The sequence below is a fragment of the Rhizobium sp. WW_1 genome, from assembly GCF_003610155.1.
GTDB lineage: Bacteria > Pseudomonadota > Alphaproteobacteria > Rhizobiales > Rhizobiaceae > Rhizobium > Rhizobium tropici_A.
The window spans coordinates 350409-373168 of the sequence record NZ_RAIN01000004.1; the positions used below are offsets into that span (position 1 = coordinate 350409).

20 protein-coding genes and 1 pseudogene are annotated in these 22760 nt (G+C 60.3%); 7 read left to right on the forward strand and 14 right to left on the reverse strand.

What is annotated here, in order from left to right; all coding sequences use genetic code 11:
* The first annotated feature begins 113 nt into the window (after positions 1-113).
* On the forward strand, positions 114-2468 hold the full coding sequence (locus BJ928_RS14730; RefSeq protein WP_047630149.1) for a LuxR C-terminal-related transcriptional regulator: 2355 nt from the start codon (positions 114-116) through the stop codon (positions 2466-2468).
* A 17-nt stretch (positions 2469-2485) separates the two neighbouring features.
* Here BJ928_RS14730 and BJ928_RS14735 read toward each other — a convergent pair whose 3' ends face one another.
* The 7 genes from BJ928_RS14735 to BJ928_RS14765 all read right to left on the reverse strand — a co-directional run bounded on the left by BJ928_RS14735 (position 2486) and on the right by BJ928_RS14765 (position 10746).
* Positions 2486-4150, reverse strand: coding sequence for a Na/Pi cotransporter family protein (locus BJ928_RS14735; RefSeq protein WP_047630151.1), 1665 nt, complete (start codon positions 4148-4150; stop codon positions 2486-2488).
* A gap of 595 nt (positions 4151-4745) precedes the next feature.
* Positions 4746-5129 (reverse strand): monovalent cation/H(+) antiporter subunit G, encoded by a 384-nt coding sequence (gene mnhG / locus BJ928_RS14740; protein ID WP_047630154.1) that lies wholly within the window; start codon positions 5127-5129, stop codon positions 4746-4748.
* Positions 5126-5407 carry a K+/H+ antiporter subunit F gene (locus BJ928_RS14745; RefSeq protein WP_047630156.1) on the reverse strand — a complete coding sequence of 94 codons (282 nt, stop codon included), beginning with the start codon at positions 5405-5407 and terminating at the stop codon, positions 5126-5128. Before BJ928_RS14745 ends, mnhG begins: the two co-directional genes overlap by 4 nt.
* A complete protein-coding gene (locus BJ928_RS14750) occupies positions 5404-5880 on the reverse strand; it encodes a Na+/H+ antiporter subunit E (protein ID WP_047630158.1) in 477 nt (158 codons plus the stop codon). Before BJ928_RS14750 ends, BJ928_RS14745 begins: the two co-directional genes overlap by 4 nt.
* A complete protein-coding gene (locus BJ928_RS14755) occupies positions 5880-7490 on the reverse strand; it encodes a monovalent cation/H+ antiporter subunit D (RefSeq protein ID WP_047630159.1) in 1611 nt (536 codons plus the stop codon). Before BJ928_RS14755 ends, BJ928_RS14750 begins: the two co-directional genes overlap by 1 nt.
* Positions 7487-7825, reverse strand: coding sequence for a Na+/H+ antiporter subunit C (locus tag BJ928_RS14760; RefSeq protein WP_047630161.1), 339 nt, complete (start codon positions 7823-7825; stop codon positions 7487-7489). Before BJ928_RS14760 ends, BJ928_RS14755 begins: the two co-directional genes overlap by 4 nt.
* Positions 7825-10746, reverse strand: coding sequence for a monovalent cation/H+ antiporter subunit A (locus tag BJ928_RS14765; RefSeq protein WP_245432345.1), 2922 nt, complete (start codon positions 10744-10746; stop codon positions 7825-7827). Before BJ928_RS14765 ends, BJ928_RS14760 begins: the two co-directional genes overlap by 1 nt.
* A gap of 78 nt (positions 10747-10824) precedes the next feature.
* Here BJ928_RS14765 and BJ928_RS14770 point away from each other — a divergent pair.
* Both BJ928_RS14770 and BJ928_RS14775 read left to right on the forward strand, forming a co-directional pair.
* Positions 10825-11127, forward strand: a pseudogene (locus tag BJ928_RS14770) (helix-turn-helix domain-containing protein); the annotation flags it as partial.
* A 345-nt stretch (positions 11128-11472) separates the two neighbouring features.
* Complete coding sequence (locus tag BJ928_RS14775) at positions 11473-12033, forward strand: cytochrome b (protein ID WP_052227552.1); 561 nt, start codon at positions 11473-11475, stop codon at positions 12031-12033.
* A gap of 183 nt (positions 12034-12216) precedes the next feature.
* Here the strand turns inward: BJ928_RS14775 and BJ928_RS38820 are convergent, their stop codons facing one another.
* The 4 genes from BJ928_RS38820 to BJ928_RS14790 form a co-directional block, all read right to left on the reverse strand.
* Positions 12217-12381, reverse strand: coding sequence for a hypothetical protein (locus BJ928_RS38820; RefSeq protein WP_156151433.1), 165 nt, complete (start codon positions 12379-12381; stop codon positions 12217-12219).
* Entirely contained in the window at positions 12378-13208 is an 831-nt protein-coding gene (locus tag BJ928_RS14780; protein ID WP_052227553.1) for an ATP-binding cassette domain-containing protein, read from the reverse strand. Before BJ928_RS14780 ends, BJ928_RS38820 begins: the two co-directional genes overlap by 4 nt.
* On the reverse strand, positions 13205-14194 hold the full coding sequence (locus tag BJ928_RS14785; protein WP_183079411.1) for an ABC transporter permease: 990 nt from the start codon (positions 14192-14194) through the stop codon (positions 13205-13207). Before BJ928_RS14785 ends, BJ928_RS14780 begins: the two co-directional genes overlap by 4 nt.
* A gap of 185 nt (positions 14195-14379) precedes the next feature.
* Complete coding sequence (locus tag BJ928_RS14790; RefSeq protein WP_047630166.1) at positions 14380-15480, reverse strand: sugar ABC transporter substrate-binding protein; 1101 nt, start codon at positions 15478-15480, stop codon at positions 14380-14382.
* 172 nt (positions 15481-15652) lie between these two features.
* Here BJ928_RS14790 and BJ928_RS14795 point away from each other — a divergent pair, with 172 nt between their 5' ends.
* Positions 15653-16693, forward strand: coding sequence for an aldo/keto reductase (locus tag BJ928_RS14795; protein ID WP_047630169.1), 1041 nt, complete (start codon positions 15653-15655; stop codon positions 16691-16693).
* Between the two features lie 517 nt (positions 16694-17210).
* Positions 17211-17492: a hypothetical protein gene (locus BJ928_RS14800; RefSeq protein ID WP_147413910.1), complete on the forward strand. Its 282-nt coding sequence runs from the start codon at positions 17211-17213 to the stop codon at positions 17490-17492.
* Between the two features lie 62 nt (positions 17493-17554).
* Here BJ928_RS14800 and BJ928_RS14805 read toward each other — a convergent pair whose 3' ends face one another.
* Genes BJ928_RS14805 through BJ928_RS14815 form a run of 3 tightly spaced genes read right to left on the reverse strand, consistent with a single transcriptional unit; the run spans position 17555 to position 20436 of the window.
* Positions 17555-18565: an aldo/keto reductase gene (locus BJ928_RS14805; protein ID WP_047630175.1), complete on the reverse strand. Its 1011-nt coding sequence runs from the start codon at positions 18563-18565 to the stop codon at positions 17555-17557.
* Entirely contained in the window at positions 18562-19437 is an 876-nt protein-coding gene (locus BJ928_RS14810; protein WP_047630177.1) for an amidohydrolase family protein, read from the reverse strand. The genes BJ928_RS14805 and BJ928_RS14810 overlap by 4 nt, the downstream gene beginning before the upstream one ends.
* Before the next feature lie 12 nt (positions 19438-19449).
* Positions 19450-20436, reverse strand: coding sequence for an aldo/keto reductase (locus BJ928_RS14815; RefSeq protein WP_047630180.1), 987 nt, complete (start codon positions 20434-20436; stop codon positions 19450-19452).
* Positions 20437-20579: 143 nt separating this feature from the next.
* Here BJ928_RS14815 and BJ928_RS14820 point away from each other — a divergent pair, with 143 nt between their 5' ends.
* The gene (locus tag BJ928_RS14820) at positions 20580-21791 is read left to right on the forward strand and encodes an ABC transporter substrate-binding protein (RefSeq protein WP_047630182.1); all 1212 of its coding nucleotides are present in this window, start codon (positions 20580-20582) and stop codon (positions 21789-21791) included.
* 98 nt (positions 21792-21889) lie between these two features.
* Positions 21890-22759, forward strand: coding sequence for a branched-chain amino acid ABC transporter permease (locus BJ928_RS14825; RefSeq protein ID WP_047630184.1), 870 nt, complete (start codon positions 21890-21892; stop codon positions 22757-22759).
* Position 22760: the final 1 nt, after the last annotated feature.

Here is a 22760-nt window from a genome sequence, read left to right on the forward strand (position 1 = left end):
AGCTAACTCACGAACAACAATCCTGATCTTCGGACGACGAACAACTGCGTCAAGGTATAGTTTTTCAGCTTTATGGTATAGGTTATTTTTCGATTTGCGCTTACAAACCCGGCATGAACAGACTGCTCCCCCGCCCCCGCCTGTGTGATCGCATCGCTGCAGAGCAAGCCGGCGTGATTTTTCTGCGTGCGCCCGCCGGCGCCGGAAAGACTGCAGTTCTGTCCATGGCGGCGCAGGCGATGGGCAAAAAAACCTGCTGCCTCCAGCAGCCGCGCATGAGCGACGTCGAGGAGGGATGGCTCTTCTGGGACGTACCGGTTTCGGCGCGGTCCGCCCGCCTTTCCGCACAGCTCCTCGAAATCATCCGTGTCGTGGTGATCGCCTGCCGTCCCGATCAGCGCATCAGTGGGCTGGCGCGGCTTATCCTGCATCGCGGATCGGTCACGCTCGATGCCGGAGACTTCACATTTTCAGCCGAGGAACTGCATGGTCTTCCCGCCGAGGACGCAGCCCGGCTCGCCAAGGATTATGCCGGCTGGCCCGCATTTCTGTCGCTGACACGCCTGCGAGACCCGCGCCTTGGCATCGACTACCTGCGCGAAAATTTCCTCGCTCACCTCTCACCGGGACAGACGGCTTCGCTATCGATCTGGCTCGAAGCGCCCGCATCGCTCCCCGCAGAAGAATGGGCGGGCCTTTTGCCGCCCCTTCTCGCAAAGGCTCCGGATGAGCATCCGGCACTGTTGAAGCTCCTCACCATCGCCGTCAACGAGCGACTGGCGACCTTCGAGACAACGGTCGCTGTGATCGAGGTTGCCGCCGCCTTCGAACGGGCGGGACGAGCGCTTGCCGCCATGGCCCTGCTCCTCGATCACGGCCACGAGGCCCACGCAGCGCAAATTCTCGAGCGCGCACGCGGACTGGAGTTGATCTACCGCAACAGCCTCGGGACCTTTCGCGACATCATCATGCGCTTTTCCCATGAGATGATCGCGACCAACGAGGTCGTGCTTTTCGCCCTCGCCCGCACGCTGCTGAAGCTAGGAGAGCTGCAGCGCGTGCGCCATCTGGTCGGCAAGCATTTGGGTTCGGACTATCTCGATCCGCTCAAGGTCTTGCTGCGCGGATCGCGCTTTTCCTTCGCGGCACGCACCTTTCGGCTGAACCTCATGATCTCCGAGGATCTGATGCCGACCGACGCCATGATAACCCGCCTCGGCGAGTTCATGGCGGATTATCCAATGGGCGACTACGGCAAGTGGGCAGCCTATTACAATGCACTGCTCGAATTCGAGATTCGCCGCCGGAACTTCCGCGAGGCGGAGGCTGCCGCAGCCAGAGCCCTAATCTACCTCGGCCATATGGGCGGCCAGCCGCTATTGGAATTCTTTATCCATCTTCACCAAACGGTGCTGCGCCTGATGAGCGGTGATGCCCTCTTTGCCCGTCGCGCGGCACAGGAGGCACGGCAGAAACTGGAACAGGTGCCGCATGCGGCGGAAGCCGAATTCCGCATGCTGCGGCTTGCGGAAGCCTGCATCGTCTATGAGGCCGGCCAACCCCGCGATCTCCTGCAATTCGTTCAAAACGAGTTCGATAGTTTCGCAGCCGTGGAAATCTGGCCGAGCCTGATGCAGTTCGCACTTCACTATGCGTCACAGGTGCTGGCGGACCACTTTCCGATGGTGATCCGGCCAGGCTTTCTCGACGGGCTCTGGATACATCTGTCGGAAGGCTTGCAGTTTCACGCCATGATGGAGGTCCGCACCGCTATCGCTTATCAGAACGCCAATCGCTGGAGCGATGCTGCAACAACGCTTTCCGCTATCCGCATGCGGATCGGCCGCAACTGGGTCGAAAGCGCCAACGAGGAACTGACGCGCCTGACCAGACGTGACGAGATTTCCTATGCCATGGCTTGGCTGCGCGATTCCGTGCGCCTTTCGACACCGCGTCCCTATCTGTCGCGGCAGATCGATGCGCTGATCGCCAATCCGAAAGTCACCAACCGTGAGAAAGTCGCCCTGCAGCTCTGGCAGAGCTACGCCGCCTATCAGCGTCGGGACAATGCCGCTACGCGAGCGCATCTGCTATCCGCGCTTGAAGGTGCGACCCGCCTCGGCTGCAACGGCGTCCTCTCCGAGGAGCGGATATTCCTTTCACCGCTTCTCAAGAACCAGCGCATCCGCAGCTTCATCGAAACCTCGTCCGATGTCCGCACCGCGCTTTCGCTCTTTGCGAGCTCCGTGAATTCGCCACAGGCCAAAGCCTTGCAGGGCGGCCTCTCGCAACGCGAGGTGCAGATGATCCAGTTGATCGCCAGCGGCATGTCGAACAAGCGCATTGCCCACACGCTCAGTGTCTCCGAGGTGACGGTGAAGTTTCACCTCGGAAATCTGTTTCGCAAACTTGGCTGTCATCGCCGCGCCGAAGCGATCCGGGCAGCAACCGCGCTCGGCTGGCTGTAACCGCGACAACTGCCGGGTCAGACCAGGCTTGCCTTGTCGGCATCCTCCTGTAGGGCGCGGCTGGCGCCGCTGTCTTCCGCTCCCAGCACCGCATAGCCGATGCTGGCGAAGTGAGAGTTGACGAGCTTAAGATCGCGCAACGTTGCCAGGAACAAGCTGCTTGAGCCGAGCAGGGCCGGATTGGCACCGCCAAGGCGCACCAGATGGTCCCTTGCTGCGGCTCGCTCGGCTTCGTTGAGCTGCCGTTTTGCATCCACCAATTCCTGGGCGGAGCGCCGGTCTTCGGTCGTCAAGGTCGACAGCGCCAGCCGCAGATCGGCAGCGACCTCTGCCTGGATCGTCTGCAGGGCAGCATGATCGGCCGCATTGAGCGTCCCTTCCGCCCGCCGCGTGATCTGTTCCAGGCAACGCTCGAGAATATCCCCGGCATGTCCGAGATTGACGGCAAACTCGATGACATCGGAGAGGCGGCTGGCATCGCGATCGGTCAGCTCCGACGGCTCCAGACGGGCGAGATAGGCTTTGACAGCCTCATGCAGCATGTCAAGCTCCCTGCCGAGGCGGACGGCCTGCGCTGTCGCCTGCTTGTCCGGGCGGGAGAGATCGGCCGGAACCAGACGCAGCAGCGCTTCGACCAGGTCGCCCATGCGCAGAATCTCGCGTGCCGCGCTTGTCAGAGCGAGATAGGGCGTTTCCAGCACCGATTTGTCGAGGAAGAGCGGGCGTGTCGCTTCGCCGACAGGCTTGATCTTTTCAGGAAACAATTTGACCAACAGGGTCTGGGTCGGGCCGAGCAGACCGACGCAAGCGATGGCCAATAGGGCATTGAAGGCCAGATGGAAGTTTGTCAGCACCGAAGCCGGATCTGCCATGTGCTTCTGGAGCATATCCGCAAGAGGGTGCAGAAACGGCAGCACGACGATGCAGCCGATGGCGCGGAACAGAAGGTTGCCCATCGGCACGCGGCGGTTGGCGGGATTGGCCGCATTCGTTTCGAAGACCGGAGGCAGTGCGCCACCGAGATTGGCCCCAAGAACCAATGCAAGGCCAGCGGTCGGCGTCACGACATCGCCGGCGGCAAGCCCCACCAGCAGCAACATCACGGCGACGCTGGAATGCGCCGCAAAGGTAAGCGCCGCCGCCAGCAATATGTCGAGCACGGGATCACCGGTGATGGCATCAAGTATGCTGCGCAGCACGGGCGCGGTGCTGACCGGCTGGATCGTCTGCACGAGGTCATGCAGGGCAAGCAGCATCAGGCCGAGCCCGATACCGACGCGTCCGAGCTGCCGGATGCGCCCCTTCGGGCCGCGCTTGAAGGCGACGTAGCCGGCAAGAAGCAGCAACGGTGAAATGAAGGAAACGTCGAAGGAGAGTGCCTTGACGATCAGGGCGGTACCGACGTTGGCGCCCAGCATGACGGCGAGAGCCGGCACGAGCGCGACTGCGCCACGCGCCGCAAATGAGGTGACCATCATGACTGTCGCGGTACTGCTCTGAAGCAGCATCGTTACACCAGCGCCGGCCGCGACTGCGACCAGCCGATTGCGTAGCGCGCGGCCGAGAACACGCCTCAGGTCGGAGCCGAAGGCTTTTTCTATGCCGCCCTGCACCATGCGCATCCCCCAAAGGAGGAGTGCGACATGCCCCATGAGTTCCAAAATGACGAGACTACCGGTCATCACACATTATCCGGTTGAGAATGAAAAAGGATTGGCAGCGGAACACTGGCGGCCGCAAAGCCGCCGAGCATCGTCATCTTCGACACGACACATTTCCGTCATGGCCAGAATCACCCCCCGCCCTTTGCAAGCGACCACACGCAGAAGTATCACGCCAATTGCGACAACGAGATAACCACGTCGTGCGGTCGTTCGCTGGCACTGTTGCGCATTGTATGCCGCTCTTCGTGACGGCGAGTTCAAAGGTGGTGGTCATGATACTGACCTCCTGGTTCGATGGTTGTTCGAACCCGGGAGGCCAGACCGCGGATCAACGCCGGCAGCGCTGACCCTTGCGGTCACATGGTCTTCCCGGGCGGTGGGTCAGCACGACGAACGCATTCGACGAACGTCGACTGTCGCATTCCGTGTGCTGGCGACTAGATCGCGGGTTCATGTGGTCCTCTGTGATAGTCCGAGCCTGATCAGAATCAGGCATCCTGAGATGCGGAGCCTCAGGATAAGTTGCTGTATACGCCACCGCGAAACAGGATCAATCGATACCATAGTATAATCGGCTAGGCCCGTATCGGCACGTGCCGGTGCAACCATTGCTCTATGGCGAGGACTGCTCGGCCTCCGGCTGGCTTGGGGCTTGTTTGGGCGGCACGTTGCCGTTCTGCTCGGCGCGGTCGCGATGCAGTGCTGCGCGGGCCAGCAGCATGAAGGTGACCGGCGTCGTGACGGTGACGAAAACACCGATCAACAGTTCATGAATAACGAGCGTTTGCGTCGAGATCGAAAAGAAGATCAGCGAAGCGATCATGATCGCTCCGATGCCTCCGCTCGTTCCCAATGTCGGCGCGTGGATGCGCTCGTAAAATGTCCCAAGCCTCAGAAATCCGATCGCTCCGACGAGCGTCAGGAAGGCGCCGACCACGAGAAGCCCGCCAACCGGGATCGCAGCCCAGAGAGGAATGCTTTCAAGCGGCGCACTCATTCGATCACCTCCCCGCGCATCAGGAATTTTGCGAGCGCGACGGTTGCGACGAAGCCCAGCATGCCGATGACAAGCGCCGCCTCGAAATAGACGACGCGACCGGTGCCGATGCCGAAGGTCAACAACAGCAGCATGGCATTCACATAGAGCGTGTCGAGCGCGATGATGCGATCCTGCGCGCGCGGCCCGCGGAACATGCGAATGGAAGCGATCGCCATCGCCGCCACGATCATCAGCTGGGCAGCCGCGACGGATATATGGATGATCATGGCGCTCATGCGAATATCTCCAGCAACAGGCTTTCGTAACGATTGGCGATCGTATCGCGCCATTGCGCCTCGTTTTCGAGATCGAGGACATGCAGCAGTACGGTATTGTCGTTGGAATCATATTCCAGCCATGCGGACCCAGGCGTACTGGTCAGGATAACCGCAAGCAGCGCCAGCGGGATCTGATCCCGCACCCTGAGCTCAAGGACCACGAATCCAGGCGTCGCCCTGCGCGAGCGTCCCCTCAGGATGATCCACGCCACCTCTACATTCGATTTCAGAACATCGAAAACGACCCGGAAGAAAAGCTTGGGCAGCAAATACCATTTCCGCAGCCCCGGCTTTTCGGGCCGCAGCGAAGCCATGCCCCAGGAGGCGAAGACTGCGACCACGATACCGAGAATAAGCTGGCCGAGCGTGAAGCCGTTCAACAGCAACCACATCAGGATCAGGCTCAATGCCAGAAGCGGATAAGGCAACATCAGAGACCTCCCGCCTTTACCGGCGCGACCACCGCATTGCGGACAGCATCGACATAGACATTCGGATCGCTGAGCGTGCGAATGGTCGCGTCCATGTACTGCATGACCGGCCCCGCCCAGATGGTCAATGCCAGTGTCAATGCCAGCAGACCCATCACAGGGACGATCTCGATGACGAGCACTCGCGGGACCGTACCCTCGATCGAGCTCCAGAACGTGCGGATGCCGGCGCGCGTCATGGCGATCAGGGCAGCAATACCCGAGAGGATGACGAGCAGGATCAGGGTCCAGACGGCAGCGCTCGGCGGAATGCCGATCGCACCGGTTCCCATCATGGCGGAGAGCATGGCAAATTTGGCGACAAAGCCCGAAAGAGGCGGCAAGCCGGCCAGCAGGATACCGCAGGCAGCAAAGCAGATGCCGAGCATCGCCATGGTGCCGGGCATGGTCACGCCGTCACCCTCCACCGGCTCCTTCTCCTCGGCATCGCCATATGCCTCCATGGTGACGGCAAGAACGCTCGCACCGGCGTCCTGTCCGCGCTCGACGAGCTCGATCAGCATGAAGAAGGCGCTGATCGTCAGCGTCGAGCTGACGAGATACATCAGTGCTCCGGACGAAATGGAACCGTCATTGATGCCGATCACCATCAGCAGGGTGCCGGATGATACAAGCACCGAAAAGCCGGCAAGCCGACCAAGCGCCTGCGACGCGAGCACGCCGACGGTTCCGAATATCAGCGTTGCCATGCCGCCATAAAGCAGCACGGTCGCGCCGAAGCCGGCCGAAGGGCCAACGCTGAAGAGAAGCATGGTCAGCCGCAGGATGACATAGATGCCAAGCTTGCTGAGGATGGCGAATATGCCGGCAACCGGCGCCGAAGCGGCACTATAGGCCGTCGGTAGCCAGAAGCAGAGCGGCCACATGCCGGCCTTGATGAGGAACGCAATGCCGAGCACGCCGGCGCCGGCCTGCATGAGCATGCGCCGATCCGCCGACATTTCCGGGATGCGCATGGCGAGATCGGCCATGTTCAGCGTTCCCGCCGTCCCATAGATCAGGCTGACGCCGATGAGGAAGAGCAGTGCCGCTGCCAGATTGACGGCGATATAATGCAACCCCGCCTTGACCCTCAACGGCCCGGAACCGTGTAACAGTAGGCCGTAGGAGGCGGCAAGCATGACCTCGAAGAAGACGAAGAGATTGAAGAGGTCGCCGGTCAGGAACGCGCCGTTGACCCCCATCAGCAGCAATTGGAACATGGTATGAAAATGGGCGCCGACGGCGTGCCAGCGCGCCAGCGAGAATATCAGCGCGGCAACGGCGACGATGGATGTCAGGAGCAGCATGAGCGCCGACAGCCCGTCGAGCACGAGCACGATGCCGAAGGGGGCACTCCAGTTTCCGAGCAGATAGGCGCGTTCCTGACCGGGCGACCCGCCTTCCGCACGGAAGAGCACAAGCGCAATCCCCACCAGCAGCAGTGTCGCCGCCAGGCTGATGAGCGCCTTCAAGGTGCGAGAGCGCTCATCGATGAAGACAAGCAGAGCGCCCGCGATGAGGGGAACGAGGATCGGCGCGATGATGAGATGGTGCGACCAGCCTGTCATTTCCGGTCGCTCCTTCCATCGACATGGTCCGTGCCTGTCAGTCCGCGCGAGGCCAGCAGCACGACCAGGAACAGGGCCGTCGTTGCAAAGCCGATGACGATCGCCGTCAGCACCAGGGCCTGCGGCACCGGGTCAGCCAAGGCACGCGTTACCGTGCCATCGCCAAGCAGCGGCGGCACATTCGTCTTCACGCCGCCGACGCCGAAGATGAAGAGATTGACGGCATAGGAGAGCAGTGACAGCCCGATGATGACCTGATAGGTGCGCGGGCGCAGGATCAGCCAGACACCGCAGGCCGTCATCACGCCGATCGCAATGGACAAGATGAGTTCCATCAATCCCCCCTTGCCTTCTCGGCATCGAGTGCGCGCAAGCGGTTGATACGGATCGACTGGTGCGCGAGCGCAACAAGGATCAGAACCGTCGAGCCCACAACGAGCAGGAAGACGCCAAGATCGAAGAGCAACGCGCTTGCCGCCGGCACCTTGCCGATCAGCGGCACATCCAGATACTGGAAATGCGAGGTGAGGAACGGATAGCCGAAGAACCACGCACCGATGCCCGTCGCCGTCGCGATCAGAAGCCCGGCGCCCATCCATCGCAGCGGCAAGATGCGGATGCGATCCTCCGCCCAACGCGTGCCGCCGGCGAGATATTGCAGCAGGAAGGCGATAGACAGTGTCAGGCCGGCCGCAAAGCCGCCGCCCGGCGCGTCATGCCCTCGCATGAAGATGTAGACCGACAAGGCGATGACGAAGGGGAACATCCACTGCATGATCACGGACGGGATCAGCATATAGTCGCGGACCGTATCGCCGGCCGAACGCTCTGGCCTCTCTTCGTCGAACCGGTTCTGGATCTGCTGCTGCTCCGGCATCTCCATGCTGTCGGGTGCAGGGCGAAAACGACGCAGCAGCGCATAGACGGTCAAGGCAACGACGCCGAGAACGGCGATTTCGCCCAAGGTATCGAAGCCGCGGAAATCCACCAGGATGACGTTAACGACGTTGCGGCCGCCGCCTTTCGAATAGGCGTTCTCGAGGAAGTAATTCGCGATCGCGTCGGGCACCGGCATGGTCATGACGGCATAGGAGACGAACATCATGCCGACGCCGCAGATGACGGCGAGCGCAAGATCACGGAAGCGGCGGAAGCGAGCGCGCAGGCTGACCGTGTCGTCGATGCCTTCGGTCCGCTTCGGCAGCCAGCGCAACCCCAGCAGGATCAGAACTGTCGTGACGATCTCCACCAGAAGCTGGGTGATCGCGAGATCCGGCGCAGACAGCCAGATGAAGGTCAGGCAGACGATCAACCCGACGCCACCCAGCATCACCAGGGCGGCAAGCCGTTGATACTTCGCAAAGAAGGCGGTGCCGATGGCCAGGCAGATGCCGATCGCCCAGACGGAAGCGAAAACCGGGTCAGCGCCCAAAAAGGAGAAATGCTTTGCCTCGAACCCGGACAAGTAAAGCGGCAGCAGACCGGCGGCAAAACCCGTCACGACAACCCAGCGAAGCTGCGGCTGCAGCTTGCGCGTGCCGATCCGCTTTTCGGCTATTCTCGCCCAGTGCCAGGAGACTTCGACCAGCACCCGCTCGAAGATGCGCTGCCCCTTCAGCCGGCGGAAAATGGGCGGACCGTCATCGCATCGCGACAGATAATCCTTGAAGACGAAATAAAAGACCGTCCCGCCGATCAGGGCAATGATACTCATGACGAGCGGCAGATTGAAACCATGCCAAAGTGAGAGGCTATATTGCGGCGTATCCGCATGGAGAACGCTGACCACGGCAGCCTGCAGGAAGGGCGCGACCGAAAGCGTCGGAACGATACCGACGACCAGGCACACCACGACCAGTAGCTCGATCGGGAAGCGCATCCAGCGGGGCGGCTCATGCGGCTTGGCAATCGGCAGATCGGTCGGGGCCGGTCCGAAGAAAACCGTCTGAATGAAGCGCAGCGAATAGGCAACGCTGAAAGCGCTTGCGAGCGTCGCCACATAGGGAAGTATGCGATCGAGAATGGAATCTGCATGGGTTTCGATCGCTTCGGCAAAGAACATTTCCTTCGACAGGAAGCCATTGAGCAGCGGAACGCCGGCCATGGCCGCACTTGCAACGATCGCGAGCGCTCCCGTGAATGGCATATAGCGAAACAGACCGCTCAACTTGCGCATGTCGCGCGTGCCCGTCTCGTGATCGATAATACCGGCCGCCATGAACAGCGACGCCTTGAAGGTCGCGTGGTTCACCATGTGGAAGATGGCGGCAACCGTCGCAAGCGGACTGCCAAGGCTAAGCAAAGTCGTGATAAGGCCGAGATGACTGATCGTCGAATAGGCGAGCAGGCCCTTGAGGTCCTGCTGGAACATTGCAAAATAGGCGCCGAGCAGCAGCGTGATGATCCCGGCTGCTCCGACGATGTAGAACCACTCATTCGTGCCGGCGAGAGCCGGCCAGAAACGAGCCAGCAGGAAGACGCCGGCCTTCACCAGCGTTGCGGAATGCAGATAGGCCGAGACGGGCGTCGGCGCCGCCATCGCATTCGGAAGCCAGAAATGGAAGGGAAATTGCGCGCTCTTCGTCAGCGCGCCAAGCAGGATCAGAATCAGCGCCGGCAAATAGAGCGGATGGCTGCGGATGATGTCGCCCGACGCCAGGATCTTGTCGAGATCGTAGCTGCCGGCGATATGGCCGAGCAGGATCAGCCCGATCAGGAGGCAGAACCCGCCGATCCCCGTGATCGTCAGCGCCATGCGGGCGCCATCGCGCGCTGCCGCGGTATTGTGCCAATAGCTGATCAGCAGGAAGGAAAAGATGCTGGTCAGCTCCCAGAATATCGAGAGCAGAATGACATTGCCCGACAGCACGATGCCCAGCATCGCCCCCATGAAGGCAAGCAGGAAGGAGAAGAAGCGCGGAACCGGGTCCTCCTCCGACATGTAATAGCGGGCATAGACGATGACGAGGAAGCCGATCGCGGTGATGACGACCGAAAACAGCCAGGCAAAGCCATCCATCCTGAGACTGAAATTGAGCCCCAGTTGCGGCAGCCACTCTATGCTGTAGCGGACGACGCCACCGTCCATGACGGCGGGATAGAGGCTTGCGGAGATGAGGAGTGCCAGGAATGTGACGGCGCCGGCGATCCAGGCAGGACCGCGCCGAGACTGCGTGCGCAACAAGCATACGGAAAGAAGACTTCCGATAAACGGCAGAGCCAAAAGTGCTAGAATGAAAACAGGCTCGCCAGTTATCCCAAAACGTCGTTCCTTCGTTCTTCCGGATCGTCTCGGACTGCCATGGCGGCAAAACCCCTAGAAATCCGGTATATTATGTCCTATATGATAGATATCGCCCAATATGGGCAGCTTCGAACCCGACGTCAAGGTAAGATGGCGATGATTTTGACACCAGCGCTCTGCCGAGCAGCCCGTGGCTTCCTGGATTGGACGCAGACGGACCTTGCCGACCGCTCGGGCGTGTCGCGCAGTACGATCCGCGACTATGAGGGCGATCGGCACAGCTTGCATCGGGCAACCGAGGCGCAGTTGCGGCTGGCCCTGGAGACAGGAGGCATCGCTTTCTTCCGCATCGAAGGGCATGAGATCGGCATCTGCGCCAAAATCGTTACCGCTGATGCTGAGATTCCCACACATATTGAGAGTTGCGAGATCATATCGGCTTCTGGTGAACGGAACCAGACGTTTCCTCGCAAGGGCGGGCAATAGGGCTCGAACAGACGATTACCGAGATCCTGACGCTCATGAAAGAGCGCAGGGTTTCCGTGCCGAAACTATGCCTGCATTCCGCGCAGGCGAGTTGCATCCATGCGCGCGCCACGACCTAAGCCAGCAGCGCAAAGGCTGAAAGATGGATTGTGATGCCTGCTCGCGAGAAGGTGAACGAAAGAGCCCTCAATTCAGCCATATTGCGACCGACTACCGCATCCGCGTTGTGCCCCAAGACGACCGGAGAGACCAATGTCCGACACCACCGCAACTGCAGCAGATATGCCCAGGACTCGATATCGGCCATCGCAGCGGCTCCTGCATTGGCTTATGGCCATCGTCATCATTTCGGCGCTGATCATCGGCCTCTACTGCTCCTATCTCACGCCGGGCACACCGCTGCGGCGGGCCCTTCTCGACGTGCACAAATCGCTCGGCATGACGGCGCTCTTCCTCATCGCCATCCGCCTGCCGCTGCGGCTCTCACTCGGTGAACCCGCCTTCCGGAGGCCACTTGACGTGTTCAATCACTATGCAGCTCGCGGCGCGCATATCCTGCTCTATTTGCTGATGATCGTGATGCCGCTTGCCGGCTACACGACATCCGCCACCGGCGGCCACGATCTGCCGTGGTTCGGCCTGTTCGAGTGGCCCAATCTGCTGCCGCTCGACAAGAGGCTGGAAAGAATTTCTGCCGAAATCCACCAATATGCCGGCTATTGCCTGATTGCGATCGTCAGCCTGCATATCCTGGCAGCCCTCTGGCACCATTTCATCCGCAAGGACGAGGTGCTGAAGAGAATGGCTTTCTAATACTATTCTTTATCATGTTAATTCAATAATTTATCAGAATATCTGAGCACGACGAATTTACTATTTTTGCTCAGGATCCCGTCGGGATAGCACCGAAAGCCAGCGATGCGTGCGCCATCCGTCCGCCGGAGCTATCTCGATTTCTCGTCAGTTTCTCGAATCTTTGCGACCGACCTCATCCGATCATAAGAAGAATAGGTGAGCCTGATTTCGCCGGGCGAAAGGACGTTGTAACCAGGAAATGACGCGCAGCGTACCTGCATATAAGCCGCGCACGGTTTCGGGGTGGCAGGCGTGCCTCACCTCAACCTCCATATGATATTTCCCTTCGACATCGGCAGTCGTCATGATGCGGGACTCACTCCTATCGATCGCTCGGCTTCCGCAATCGCACGTTTGCCGAGGCCCGATTTGACGATGCGGATCAGTTCCTCCTCGCTCGTCTCGGTGGTTGCCGCATCGAGTACGATCTCCCCTGCATGCAGAAAATTAATGCGGTCGCAGACCTCGAAGATCTGATTGTAGTTGTGAACAATGAGGACGACCGAAACCTCGCGCTGCCGCCGTAGATTCTGGATAAGACCGAGCACCTGGGCGCTCTCGCGGACACCGAGCGCGGCAAGAGGCTCGTCCAGGATCAGCACCGTCGGCGAGGAATAGATCGAGCGCGCAACGGCGATGCACTGCCGCTGACCGCCGGAGAGCATGTCGACCGTACTGTTTATGCTGGGAATGGAGATGCCGAGCGTATCCAGATAGGTGCGAGACAGCTGGCGCATCCGTTTGTTGTCAAGCAGGTTCAAGCCGAGGACCCGCCGGCGCTGCTCCCGCCCGAGAAACATGTTGTGATAGACGCTGAGATCGCCGATGAGCGCAAGATCCTGATAGACGGTCTCGATGCCACGCGCGCGCGCATCACGCGGTGAATTGAACCGCACCTCCTCGCCGTCGAAGAACATCTTGCCTCGGTCCGGAGCGTGAAAACCGGACATCGTCTTGATAAGCGTCGATTTGCCGGCACCATTGTCGCCGACGAGAGCCAGAACCTCGCCTTTGTGAAGCTTGAGGCTGACATCGACGAGAGCGGTCACAGCGCCGAAACTCTTGCTGATATGCTGCATCTCCAGAATGACAGGCGCATCCTGCGGCAGAGCTGGAATGGTTTCGCTCGTCATTTGCGCCTCCGTATGCGCAGGCTGTCGACCTGCACGTTGATGATCATGGCTGCGACGATCGCCGCGCCGAGATAGATGTCGGATGTCGTTGCCTGCGCGCCGACCATGACGAGGCCGTTGTTCAGCGAAGCGACGACGAAGGCCCCGATCAACGAACCGATCGCCGTGCCCGATCCGCCGAGCAGCGACGTGCCGCCGATGACGGCCGCCGCGATCGCCTGCAATGTCAGGAAGGGGCTGCCGGCCGTCGGATCCGCGGAGGAAAATTCAGCCGTGTTGATGATGCCCGCGAAAGCGGCAATGCCGCCGGCGATCATGAAATTGTAGATTTTCATCCAGTCGGTGCGGATGCCGATCTCCCGGGCTCCGGTGATATTGCTGCCGGTCGCAATCGTATGAAGGCCAAAGCGGGTCTTGGTCAGCACCAGGGCAAGCGCAAGCACCACCAGCAACGCCCATAGGAATGGAGAAAAAGCCGTGAGCCCGTGCAGAGAGAAGAGGGAATCGCCGGGGCCGTAGAGGCTCTCGCCGAATATCGCATTGAAGGGCTCCTCTACAGGCGCGACGATCGGCTGGCTGTCATAGATCGAAACGGTGATACCCTGCAGCAGAAACAGCGTACCGACGGTCGTGATAAGCGATGGCACCCGTAGCCGCACGGTAATGAACCCGTTGACGAAACCGACGGCAATACCGAGAAGTATCCCGATGATGGCTCCAACGAAGAGCGGCACACCCCAGGTGATCGACATCAGCACCATGAGATAGGGGGCCAGCGAAAACGTACTGCTCAGCGACAGATCGATCTCGCCGGTAATCATCAGCATGACCTCGGCGACGGAGATCATGCCGAGCCGGCCGGTATCCCTGAGCACGACACTCATCAACTGCGTCGTCAGAAAGCCGCCATTGCTGCCGATCTGGAAGTAGATGACAAGCAGCACCGCAACCACGGCAATGCTTGCCTCTCTGTAACGGGACAACATCGTTGCGAGCCGGCTACCCAGTGAGACATGTCCGGCTGACGTCGGTGAAATCGACCGATTGATATTCTCCATCCTATTGGGTTCGACGTTCATCTGTCATTGGCCTCGTCATTCGTGATGCGGCTTGCGGTCGGCGGAGAAGTGCACAGCCTGACTTGCCGTGCACTCCAATCGTTGCTGCCGGTCTATTTCGGCTCGTCGGCCGTCCGGCCCTCGAAGCGCGTCTGGCCGAGATAGTTGTCGACATTGTCCTTAGTCACATAGGCCTGGCTGGTATCGCTGTTTGCCGGACCGACCAGACCGCCGGATACCTTGTAGAGGAACATCTGCTGCACCGGCAGGAACCCTTGCAGGTAGGCCTGCTGATCGGTCGTAAACGTCACATCGCCGCTCTTGATGAAGGTCAGGGTCTGGGGGAACAGGTCGAAGCCGGCAACGACGCCGCCCTTTTTGGCCAAGCCATATTTGTTCGAAACAAAACCGCAGGCATAGGTATCTGATCCACCAGTACCGAAAAGTCCAGCCACGTTCTGATGGCTGAGATAATAGGATTCGACGCGGGAGATTTCCGTCTGCGGATCCGGGCCGGAATTGACGACATCATAGGTGATGCCATTGCCGAAATCCTTGATTGCCTGGATGTATCCGTCGAGGCGCGGCTGCGTGTTGAGCGAACCGGGCACGCCGATCGTCAGCATGACATGGGCCTTTGCCGGCAGGAGTTTCAGCCATTTCATCGCCACATTGTAGCCGGCCTGATAGAGCGGCTGACCGACATAGGACAACCGCTTGTTCGGGCTGCCAGTCGGGACGTCGGCATTGAAGGCGATGACGGGGATACCGGCGGCCGCCGCCATGTCCGTTGCCGCATCGAAGGCCTTGGGATCGACCAGACAAACGGCAATGCCGTCTGCCTTCTGGGCAATCGCTGTCTGCATGGCGCTGACCATTTCCGAGACGACGTTCTTCTGCGAGCCCGTCCATTGATAGGACGCGCCGAAGGCCGCGCAGGCATCCTGGATGCCGTAGATGCAAGGCGTGAAAAACTGGTCCAGTGTCACATGGCAGACGAAGTAAAACTTGTAGGGCTTCCTAGGCAGGCCGCCGCTCGCGCTAGCGGCTGCCTGGGCCATCGCGAATTGCGGATTTGACATCAGGCCGGCGGCGCCGCTTGCAAGTGCAGCAGCCCCGAGACCGGCCTTGGCCGCGAAGCCGAAGGCTTCCCGTCTGCTCAAAAATTTCTGTGCGCGGTGTTCTTCATTCGCATCATCGTCATTCTTCGACACGGGGCTTCCTCCCTTATGCGATGGGAGCCACACCTCCCGTGTGCTTTCCATCGTACGGTTACATTGTTGTACGACAAGTTTTATGTCAATATGAATCGGCGCGCGGCGGTTGGCAAGCCAGTCTCCAGCCATGTCACGAATTGGTGAAACCTAGAAATCGTCAGGAAAATCTATGCCGATACTGGAAAAGAGAAGCGTAACAGCGGGTGGGTTGACCGTCACCACGATGGGATTGGGAGGAACCGGTCTCGGCAATATGTATCGCGCAACGGATCCCAAGGTGGCGCTCGATACGGTCCAGGCCGCTTACGACAGCGGGTTGCGTTATTTCGATACCGCCCCGGTCTACGGTTTCGGTCTCGCCGAGACGCGGCTGGGCGAGGCGATCAAAACCCTGCCGCGCCGGGACATCGTCATCTCGTCGAAAGTCGGATACGATCTGGTGCCGATCCCTAAGAGCGAGGTAAAGCCTGTCCTGTGGGACGAAGCGCCGCCATTCCGGGCGGAATTCGACTATTCGCGCGACGCGGTGCTTCGTTCGATCGAAAGCTCCCTGAAGCGGCTCGGCACCGATTATATAGACATGCTGGCGATCCACGATCCCGACGAGGCCATCCATTTCGCCAGGGGAGAAGATCCCTATGCGCGCAGCCGGTTCAAGGAGGCGATGGAGGGGGCCTATCCGGCGCTGGACGAATTGCGCTCACAGGGCGTCATCAAGGCTGTTGGCGTCGGCATTAACCAATGGCAGATGCTGTCCGATTTCGTAGAGGCGGGACAATTCGATTATTTCCTGCTGGCGGGACGTTACACGCTGTTAGAACAGGAACCGCTGGCCACGCTCTTTCCGGCCTGCGAGCGGAAGGGGACCAAGATCGTCATCGGCGGCCCCTATAATTCCGGTATCCTGGCGACCGGCGCCGTCAAGGGCGCTACCTTCAATACCCGGAATGCGCCGGCAGACGTCCTTGAGCGAGTGGCGCGTCTGAACGCCGTCTGCGAAAGCCACGGCGTTCCCCTGGCCGCGGCCGCGCTGCAATTTCCCTTCGCCCATAGACTTGTCGTCAGCGTGATCCCGGGCGCGCGTTCAGTCGAGGAACTGAAACAAAATCTCGACTATCTCAGCTGGCCGATCCCGGCTTCGCTCTGGTCCGATCTCAGACATGAGAAACTCATCGATGCCGCAGCACCGCTGCCGGCCGGTGCGGTCTAGGTAAATCTTCGCGCGTCCCCGACGGAGATCGAGGATCGTCGTCGGAAAACGCAGGCTCGGCAAGAGGGCTTCCCGCCTGAAGAAGCCCTGTTGTCGTCATCGGCTCACCCGCGGCTCATATGGAACGACCAACTAGACCAAGGATCACGAAGAGTGCCTGCGTGGCGTCTCAATCCCTCGACATCATCCCAAGCAGGAGCGTATTGCCCACGGAATTCCCGCACCCATGGCACACCAGCTTTTGCGCCAATCGGCCTACTTTCATATCGCCTCCAAAGCGCCTGGCCATGACGTAGCGATCCACAGGAGCAGTTCTTCCACAAACCGAGCAAGCGGCGCGAAGCTCGTACCATTGAGGTAGGCTCGCGAGCGTATGCTGATATTCGTCATGTGCCAGCGGCAGCAGTGCTATGCCTTTTCGGTGTCTCATTGGGCCTCATCCCCATGCGCCATATCGCAGCTTGTTGACTTCCCTGCCCATCAGAACATAAAGGGAACAACACGGAGTAACAAGCCAATGATTCGATATGCACCCGCCGCGACCCCGACGAGCGCCATCCCTCCCACCAAAGCGACAGCTCGCACGCCCGCCTCTTCGAAGGCGAGCATGGAGACGCCGGCGATCGAGACCCTGGACGTCATCGAGGAGCGCAAACCGGCCGGCGAAGGTGACTTGCTGCTTGCGGAGCTTCCGGAGGTTTCCGCTCCAGCCAAGAAGGCGACCAAAGCTCGCGCTCCAAGAAAGTCGAAGGCGGAACTGGTGGGCGCCACCGCTGCCCAGCTCGACCTGAGCGCATAGTGCGCATTTCAGCAAGCAACCGATTCTACTTCGTCGCGTAGCGACCGCCGGGCTTGGATAGATCAGGCAATCCGATCGGCTGGCTGTGGCTGCGTGAAGAGTTCGTCGATTTCGAGCCAGAGATCCGCGGGGATCGCCAGGCGCGACCAAGCAAGATTTTCCGCTATGCGTTCCGGCCGGCTCATTCCGAGAACCGCAGCAGCGACTAGAGGGTTGCGAAACGGAAACTGGATCGCGGCCGCCTGCAGCGGCAAGGCATGGCGGCGACAGATTTCCTCGATCTTCCTGGCTCTGGCGATGATTTCCTGCGGAGGCGCACCGTAGTCGAAGGTTGCGCCGGAGCTGCCGGTGCCGGTTGCCAGAATGCCGGAGTTGAACACACCGGCGACGACCACCTCGACACCCCGCCGCTCTGCCTCCGGTAGAAAGTCCGCCTCGGCACTACGATCGAGCAGCGTGTAACGGCCCGCCATCATCACCGCATCGAGAGAGCAGGCCTTGATGAAGCGCGTCGCGACATCGCTTTCGTTGACGCCGACACCGATCGCTTTCACGTGGTCTGCCTTGCGCAGATCATCGAGTGCCCGATAGCAGCCTTCGATCGCCTCGTTGAACCGCCGCTCATAGCCGTCCCCATGCGTGAAGCGATCGACATCATGGATGTAGACGAGGTCGAAATCGGCAATTCCAAGCCGGTTCGCCGACTGCTCCAGCGACCGCATCGTTCCGGCATAACTGTAATCGAACACCGGTTTCAGCCGCAGTGGCGAGGCCCATAGGCCGTAGTCGACGTTTTCGCCATAGGGAGGCACCATATAGCGCCCCGCCTTGGTGGAAACGGTGACTGTGTTCCGATCGATGGTCCGCAGAAAACTGCCAAGACGCAGCTCGCTGAGGCCATGACCGTAAAGGGGCGCGCTATCGAAATAGCGCATTCCCCCTTCATACGCTTTGCTCAGCACCTCGGCCGCCTGCACTTCCGTGACATCGCGGTAAAGCGTGCCGATACCGCTTGCACCGAAACCAAGCCGCGACTTGAAACCAATACGACTTGCGGATGGACTCTTAGTCATGCATTCCGCTCCCAAAACTCGGGCAGCCGATAGACCTCGATGGCGTTGAGGCCAAAGATTTTTTCGCGCTCGGAATCGGAGAGGTCCTTCAGGCATTCCTGAAGCGCATCGACGACCCGGTCGTAGCTTGCAGCAACCAGGCAGACCGGCCAATCCGTGCCGAACAGGCAGCGATCGCTCCCGAACACCTCGAGCGCCTCATGGACATAAGGCTTCAAGTCGCCCGGCGTCCAACTCTGCCAATCGGCTTCGGTGACCATGCCAGAGAGCTTGCACCAGACGTGATCGCGCTGGCTGCGGAACTCACGGATCAAGGTTGCCCATTCGTCGAAACCACGATTGCGGATCTCCGGCTTCGAGATATGGTCGAGCACGAAACGCGTGTTCGGAAACCCCTGCACGGTCTTGATGCAGGACGGCAGCTGCGGCAGGTTCGGCACGAGATCGTAGACGAGCCCTGCGGCTTCGATCGCTTTCAGGCCCCGTTTGACGTCTTCGCGCAAGAGCCAGTTCGGGTCGGTTTCCGTCTGGATCAGATGGCGCACGCCCACCAGCCACTTTCCCTGCGGCGATGTTTGGAGTTGGGCCAGTGTTTCAGGAAGCTTCGGATCGGTCAGATCGACCCATCCGACCACGCCGGCAACGAAGTCCGTCGCCTCCGCAGTCCTGATGAAGTCCCATGTCTCGCCGAGATCGTTCCAGGTCTGGACGAGTACCGTGCCGGTCACGCCGTTCTTTTCAAGGCTCGGCCTGAGGTCGGCGGGCGCGAATATCCTGTTGATCGGCTCGAAGGGTCCGCTCAGCCAGCCGTAGTCTCCGCCGCTGGTCGGATCCCAGAAGTGATGATGGGAGTCGATGATTGGGCTCGTCATGGCGTCGGCTCCTTACCAGCGCTGGTGAACATATTGCCTGATGTAGGTATCGTAGATCGATCTGATCTCCTGCATCGCGGCTTGCGATATCGCCGGCAGTCCTGCCGCTTCGGCATTCGAACGGGCCTGCGCCGGATTGCGAGCGCCCGGAATGGCGACGGTGACAGCGTCGAACATCAGAATCCAGCGCAGCGCAAACTTCGCCATGGTGGTATCGCCCGACACCAGTGGCCGCACCTTCTCGACAGCGTCGAGGCCGACCTCATAGGGCACGCCAGAGAAGGTTTCGCCAACGTCGAATGCCTCGCCGTTGCGATTGAACAATCGATGGTCGTTCGTTTCGAACCTGGTATCTTTCTTGAACTTGCCCGACAGCAGACCGCTTGCCAGCGGCACGCGCGCTATGATCGCAACTTTCTTGTCCTGCGCCTGCTTGAAGAAATGTTCGATCGGACGCTGGCGAAAGGCATTGAAGATGATCTGGATGCTGACGATACCGGGATATTCGATCGCTTTCAGGGCTTCCTCGACACGCTCGACGCTGACGCCGTAATTGCGGATCTTGCCCTGCTCGACCAGCCGATCGAGACGTTCGAACACTTCCGGATGGTAATAGAGATCCGTCGGCGGGCAATGCAGTTGGACCAGATCCAGGCAGTCGGTCTCCAGGTTCTTGAGGCTTCGGTCGATCCAGCCGTTCAGGTTTTCTGCGCTATACCCCTCGACGGACTGCTGAGGCAGGCGGCGACCCGCCTTGCTGGCGATAAATGGACGCTGCCCGCCCCGTTCCTTCATCACTTTCGCAATGAGGCGTTCGGAATGGCCGTCGCCATAGACATCGGCGGTGTCGATAAAGGTGACGCCCGTGTCGAGCGCGGCATGGAGGGCCGCAAGCGCCTCTTCGTCATTCACCTCACCCCATGCTGCGCCGATCGCCCATGCGCCGAAGCCGATCTCACTGACCTTGCGGCCGGTTTGGCCGAACTCTCTCGTTTGCATATCTCACTCCCTCGCTAGGGTTGCCGGAGGCCCAGCTTCCCAGGTTTGACTTGCTTGACATTCTCCACCAAGCCAATTATCAGAAAACAGGGTTGTACGACAACCCGGTAAGTACGCAAAATCTGCACTGGGAGGATGGGATCGTGCGATCACTGGTATTGGGAGGCGTTTCGCTTGCGCTCGGCCTCGGCGCGTCAGCCTATTCGGCGTCAGCAGAAGACACCATCAAGATCGGTGTCGTCGCCGCCGAATCCGGCGCCTTCGTTTCAGCCGGACACACACTGCCGGCCGGCGTCGGCCTGGCCGTCAAGGAAATCAACGATGCTGGCGGCGTCAAAGTCGGTGACAAAACCTACAAGATCGAGCTCCTTAAGCGCGACGACCGCACCGATATTTCAACCGCGATCGCCGCAACGCAGGAGCTTGTCCGCGACCAGAAAGTCGCTGCGATCTTCGGCTCGGAGACGCATGATTTCACCCTGGCGATGACGAAGATTACCCAGCCGGCAAAGGTGATCCAGATCGCCGGCAACAGCACGCTTGCGAAAATCCTCAATCCGAAGTCGGTCGCGCCGGGCGGAGAAGACCACTACCTGTTCCAGTCCGAGCCGCAGGAATTTCAGCGCTCCGGTTCGACCGCCCGTGGCGTGCTGAGCCTGCTGACGCCGCTCGTCGGCCATCCCTTGAAGAAGTCCGTCGTCATCGTCGGCAACGACGCGACCGGCCAGTTCCTGACCTCCTATTACGTCAAGGCACTGAAGGCAGAGGGACAGGAGGTGCCGGAGGTTATTTCCTATCCGCCCGATACCACCGATTTCTCGCCCTTCCTGACGCGCGCCAAGAGCCTGAACCCCGACGTCGTGCACTTCTGGTACAATGGGGATTCAACGCTGACGGCCCTGCCGCAGGCGCTCGAACTCGGCGTGGCGCCGAGCTACTTCCTGTTTGGTGTCGATCCCGGCATCTGGAAGGAGCGCGGTCTCAGCGCCGACGTTCCGGTTGCCATGAGCTGCGTGCCGATCTGCTGGGGAGAGTCCTCCAACGCCAATGCAAAAACCTACTTCAAGAACTACTTTGCGGCCGGCGCCCCGAAGGGCGTGACGTCCTCCGTGTCCCTCCTTTACTACGATTATGTCCACATGCTCGCCGAAGCTTGGGAGAAGGCGGGTTCGCTCGATCCGGACAAGACGGTCGCTGCGATGGAAACGCTGCATCACAAGGGTGTCGTGTCCGACGACCTGTCCTTCAACAGCAGTCACCAGGTTACCCACGCCACCGAAGTCTGCGCCGCAGCGCCGGGTGGCAACATCTCGTGCGCCATGCAGCAGCCGCCTGCCGAAGCTCCGGCGGAATAGGGCTCCGCGACGCCGTCCCGCCGGCAACAGCCGGCGGTTCTCCATCGGACGTAAACGGGCCTGATGACCAGAGGCCTAGGCAATGGCGGAAAGAAGCCGTGGATATTTTCATTCAACAGCTCCTCAACGGTTTGTCGATCGCAAGCGTCATTACGCTGATCGCCGTCGGTGTCACCTTGATCTTCGGACTAACTGGCATCATCAACTTCGCCCATGGCGAGTTCCTGATGGTCGGCAGCATCGTCACCTGGCTTGCAGTCCGAGCGGGATTGGGCTTTCCCATTGCGCTGGTGCTCGCAGTTCTTGCCGTCGGCGTGATGGGCTTCGTCCTGGAGCGAAGCTTGTTCCGATTCACGCTGACGCGACCGACCAACGGTTTCATCGTTTCGCTCGGCCTCATCGTCGTTCTGCAGCACATCGTCATCTTCTTTTACGATCCGAACCAGAAAAGCATTCCGCGCCCGCTTTCAGGCATCTGGGATGTCGGCGGCGTCCGCATCGCCTCCGTCCGCATCATGGTCATTCTCGTTACCATTGCCGTCGTGGCGATGACCTTCGCCGTGGTCACCCGCAGCCGCTACGGCCGTGCACTGCGCGCCGCAGTCGACGACCGCGATACCGCCGCACTGATGGGGATTCCGGTCCGACGCTACATTACCGGCGTCTTCGTGCTCGGCAGCGCGCTCGCAGGTCTCGGTGGAGCGCTGCTGATCGCCCTCTTCCCCATCACGCCGTTTACCGGAGGCACAATGGTGATGAAGGGGTTCGCTGTGGCGCTGATCGGCGGCCTTGGAAACCTGACAGGCGCCGTGGTGGCAGGTCTCATCCTCGGGATCGTCGAAGGCTTCAGCGCTGGATATGGTTTCTCCGAATGGACCGATGCCTATTCCTTCGCATTGATGATCCTTGTCCTGCTCTTTCGCCCGAACGGCCTCTTCGGCGGTACGAGCGGCCCGAAGATGGCCTGAG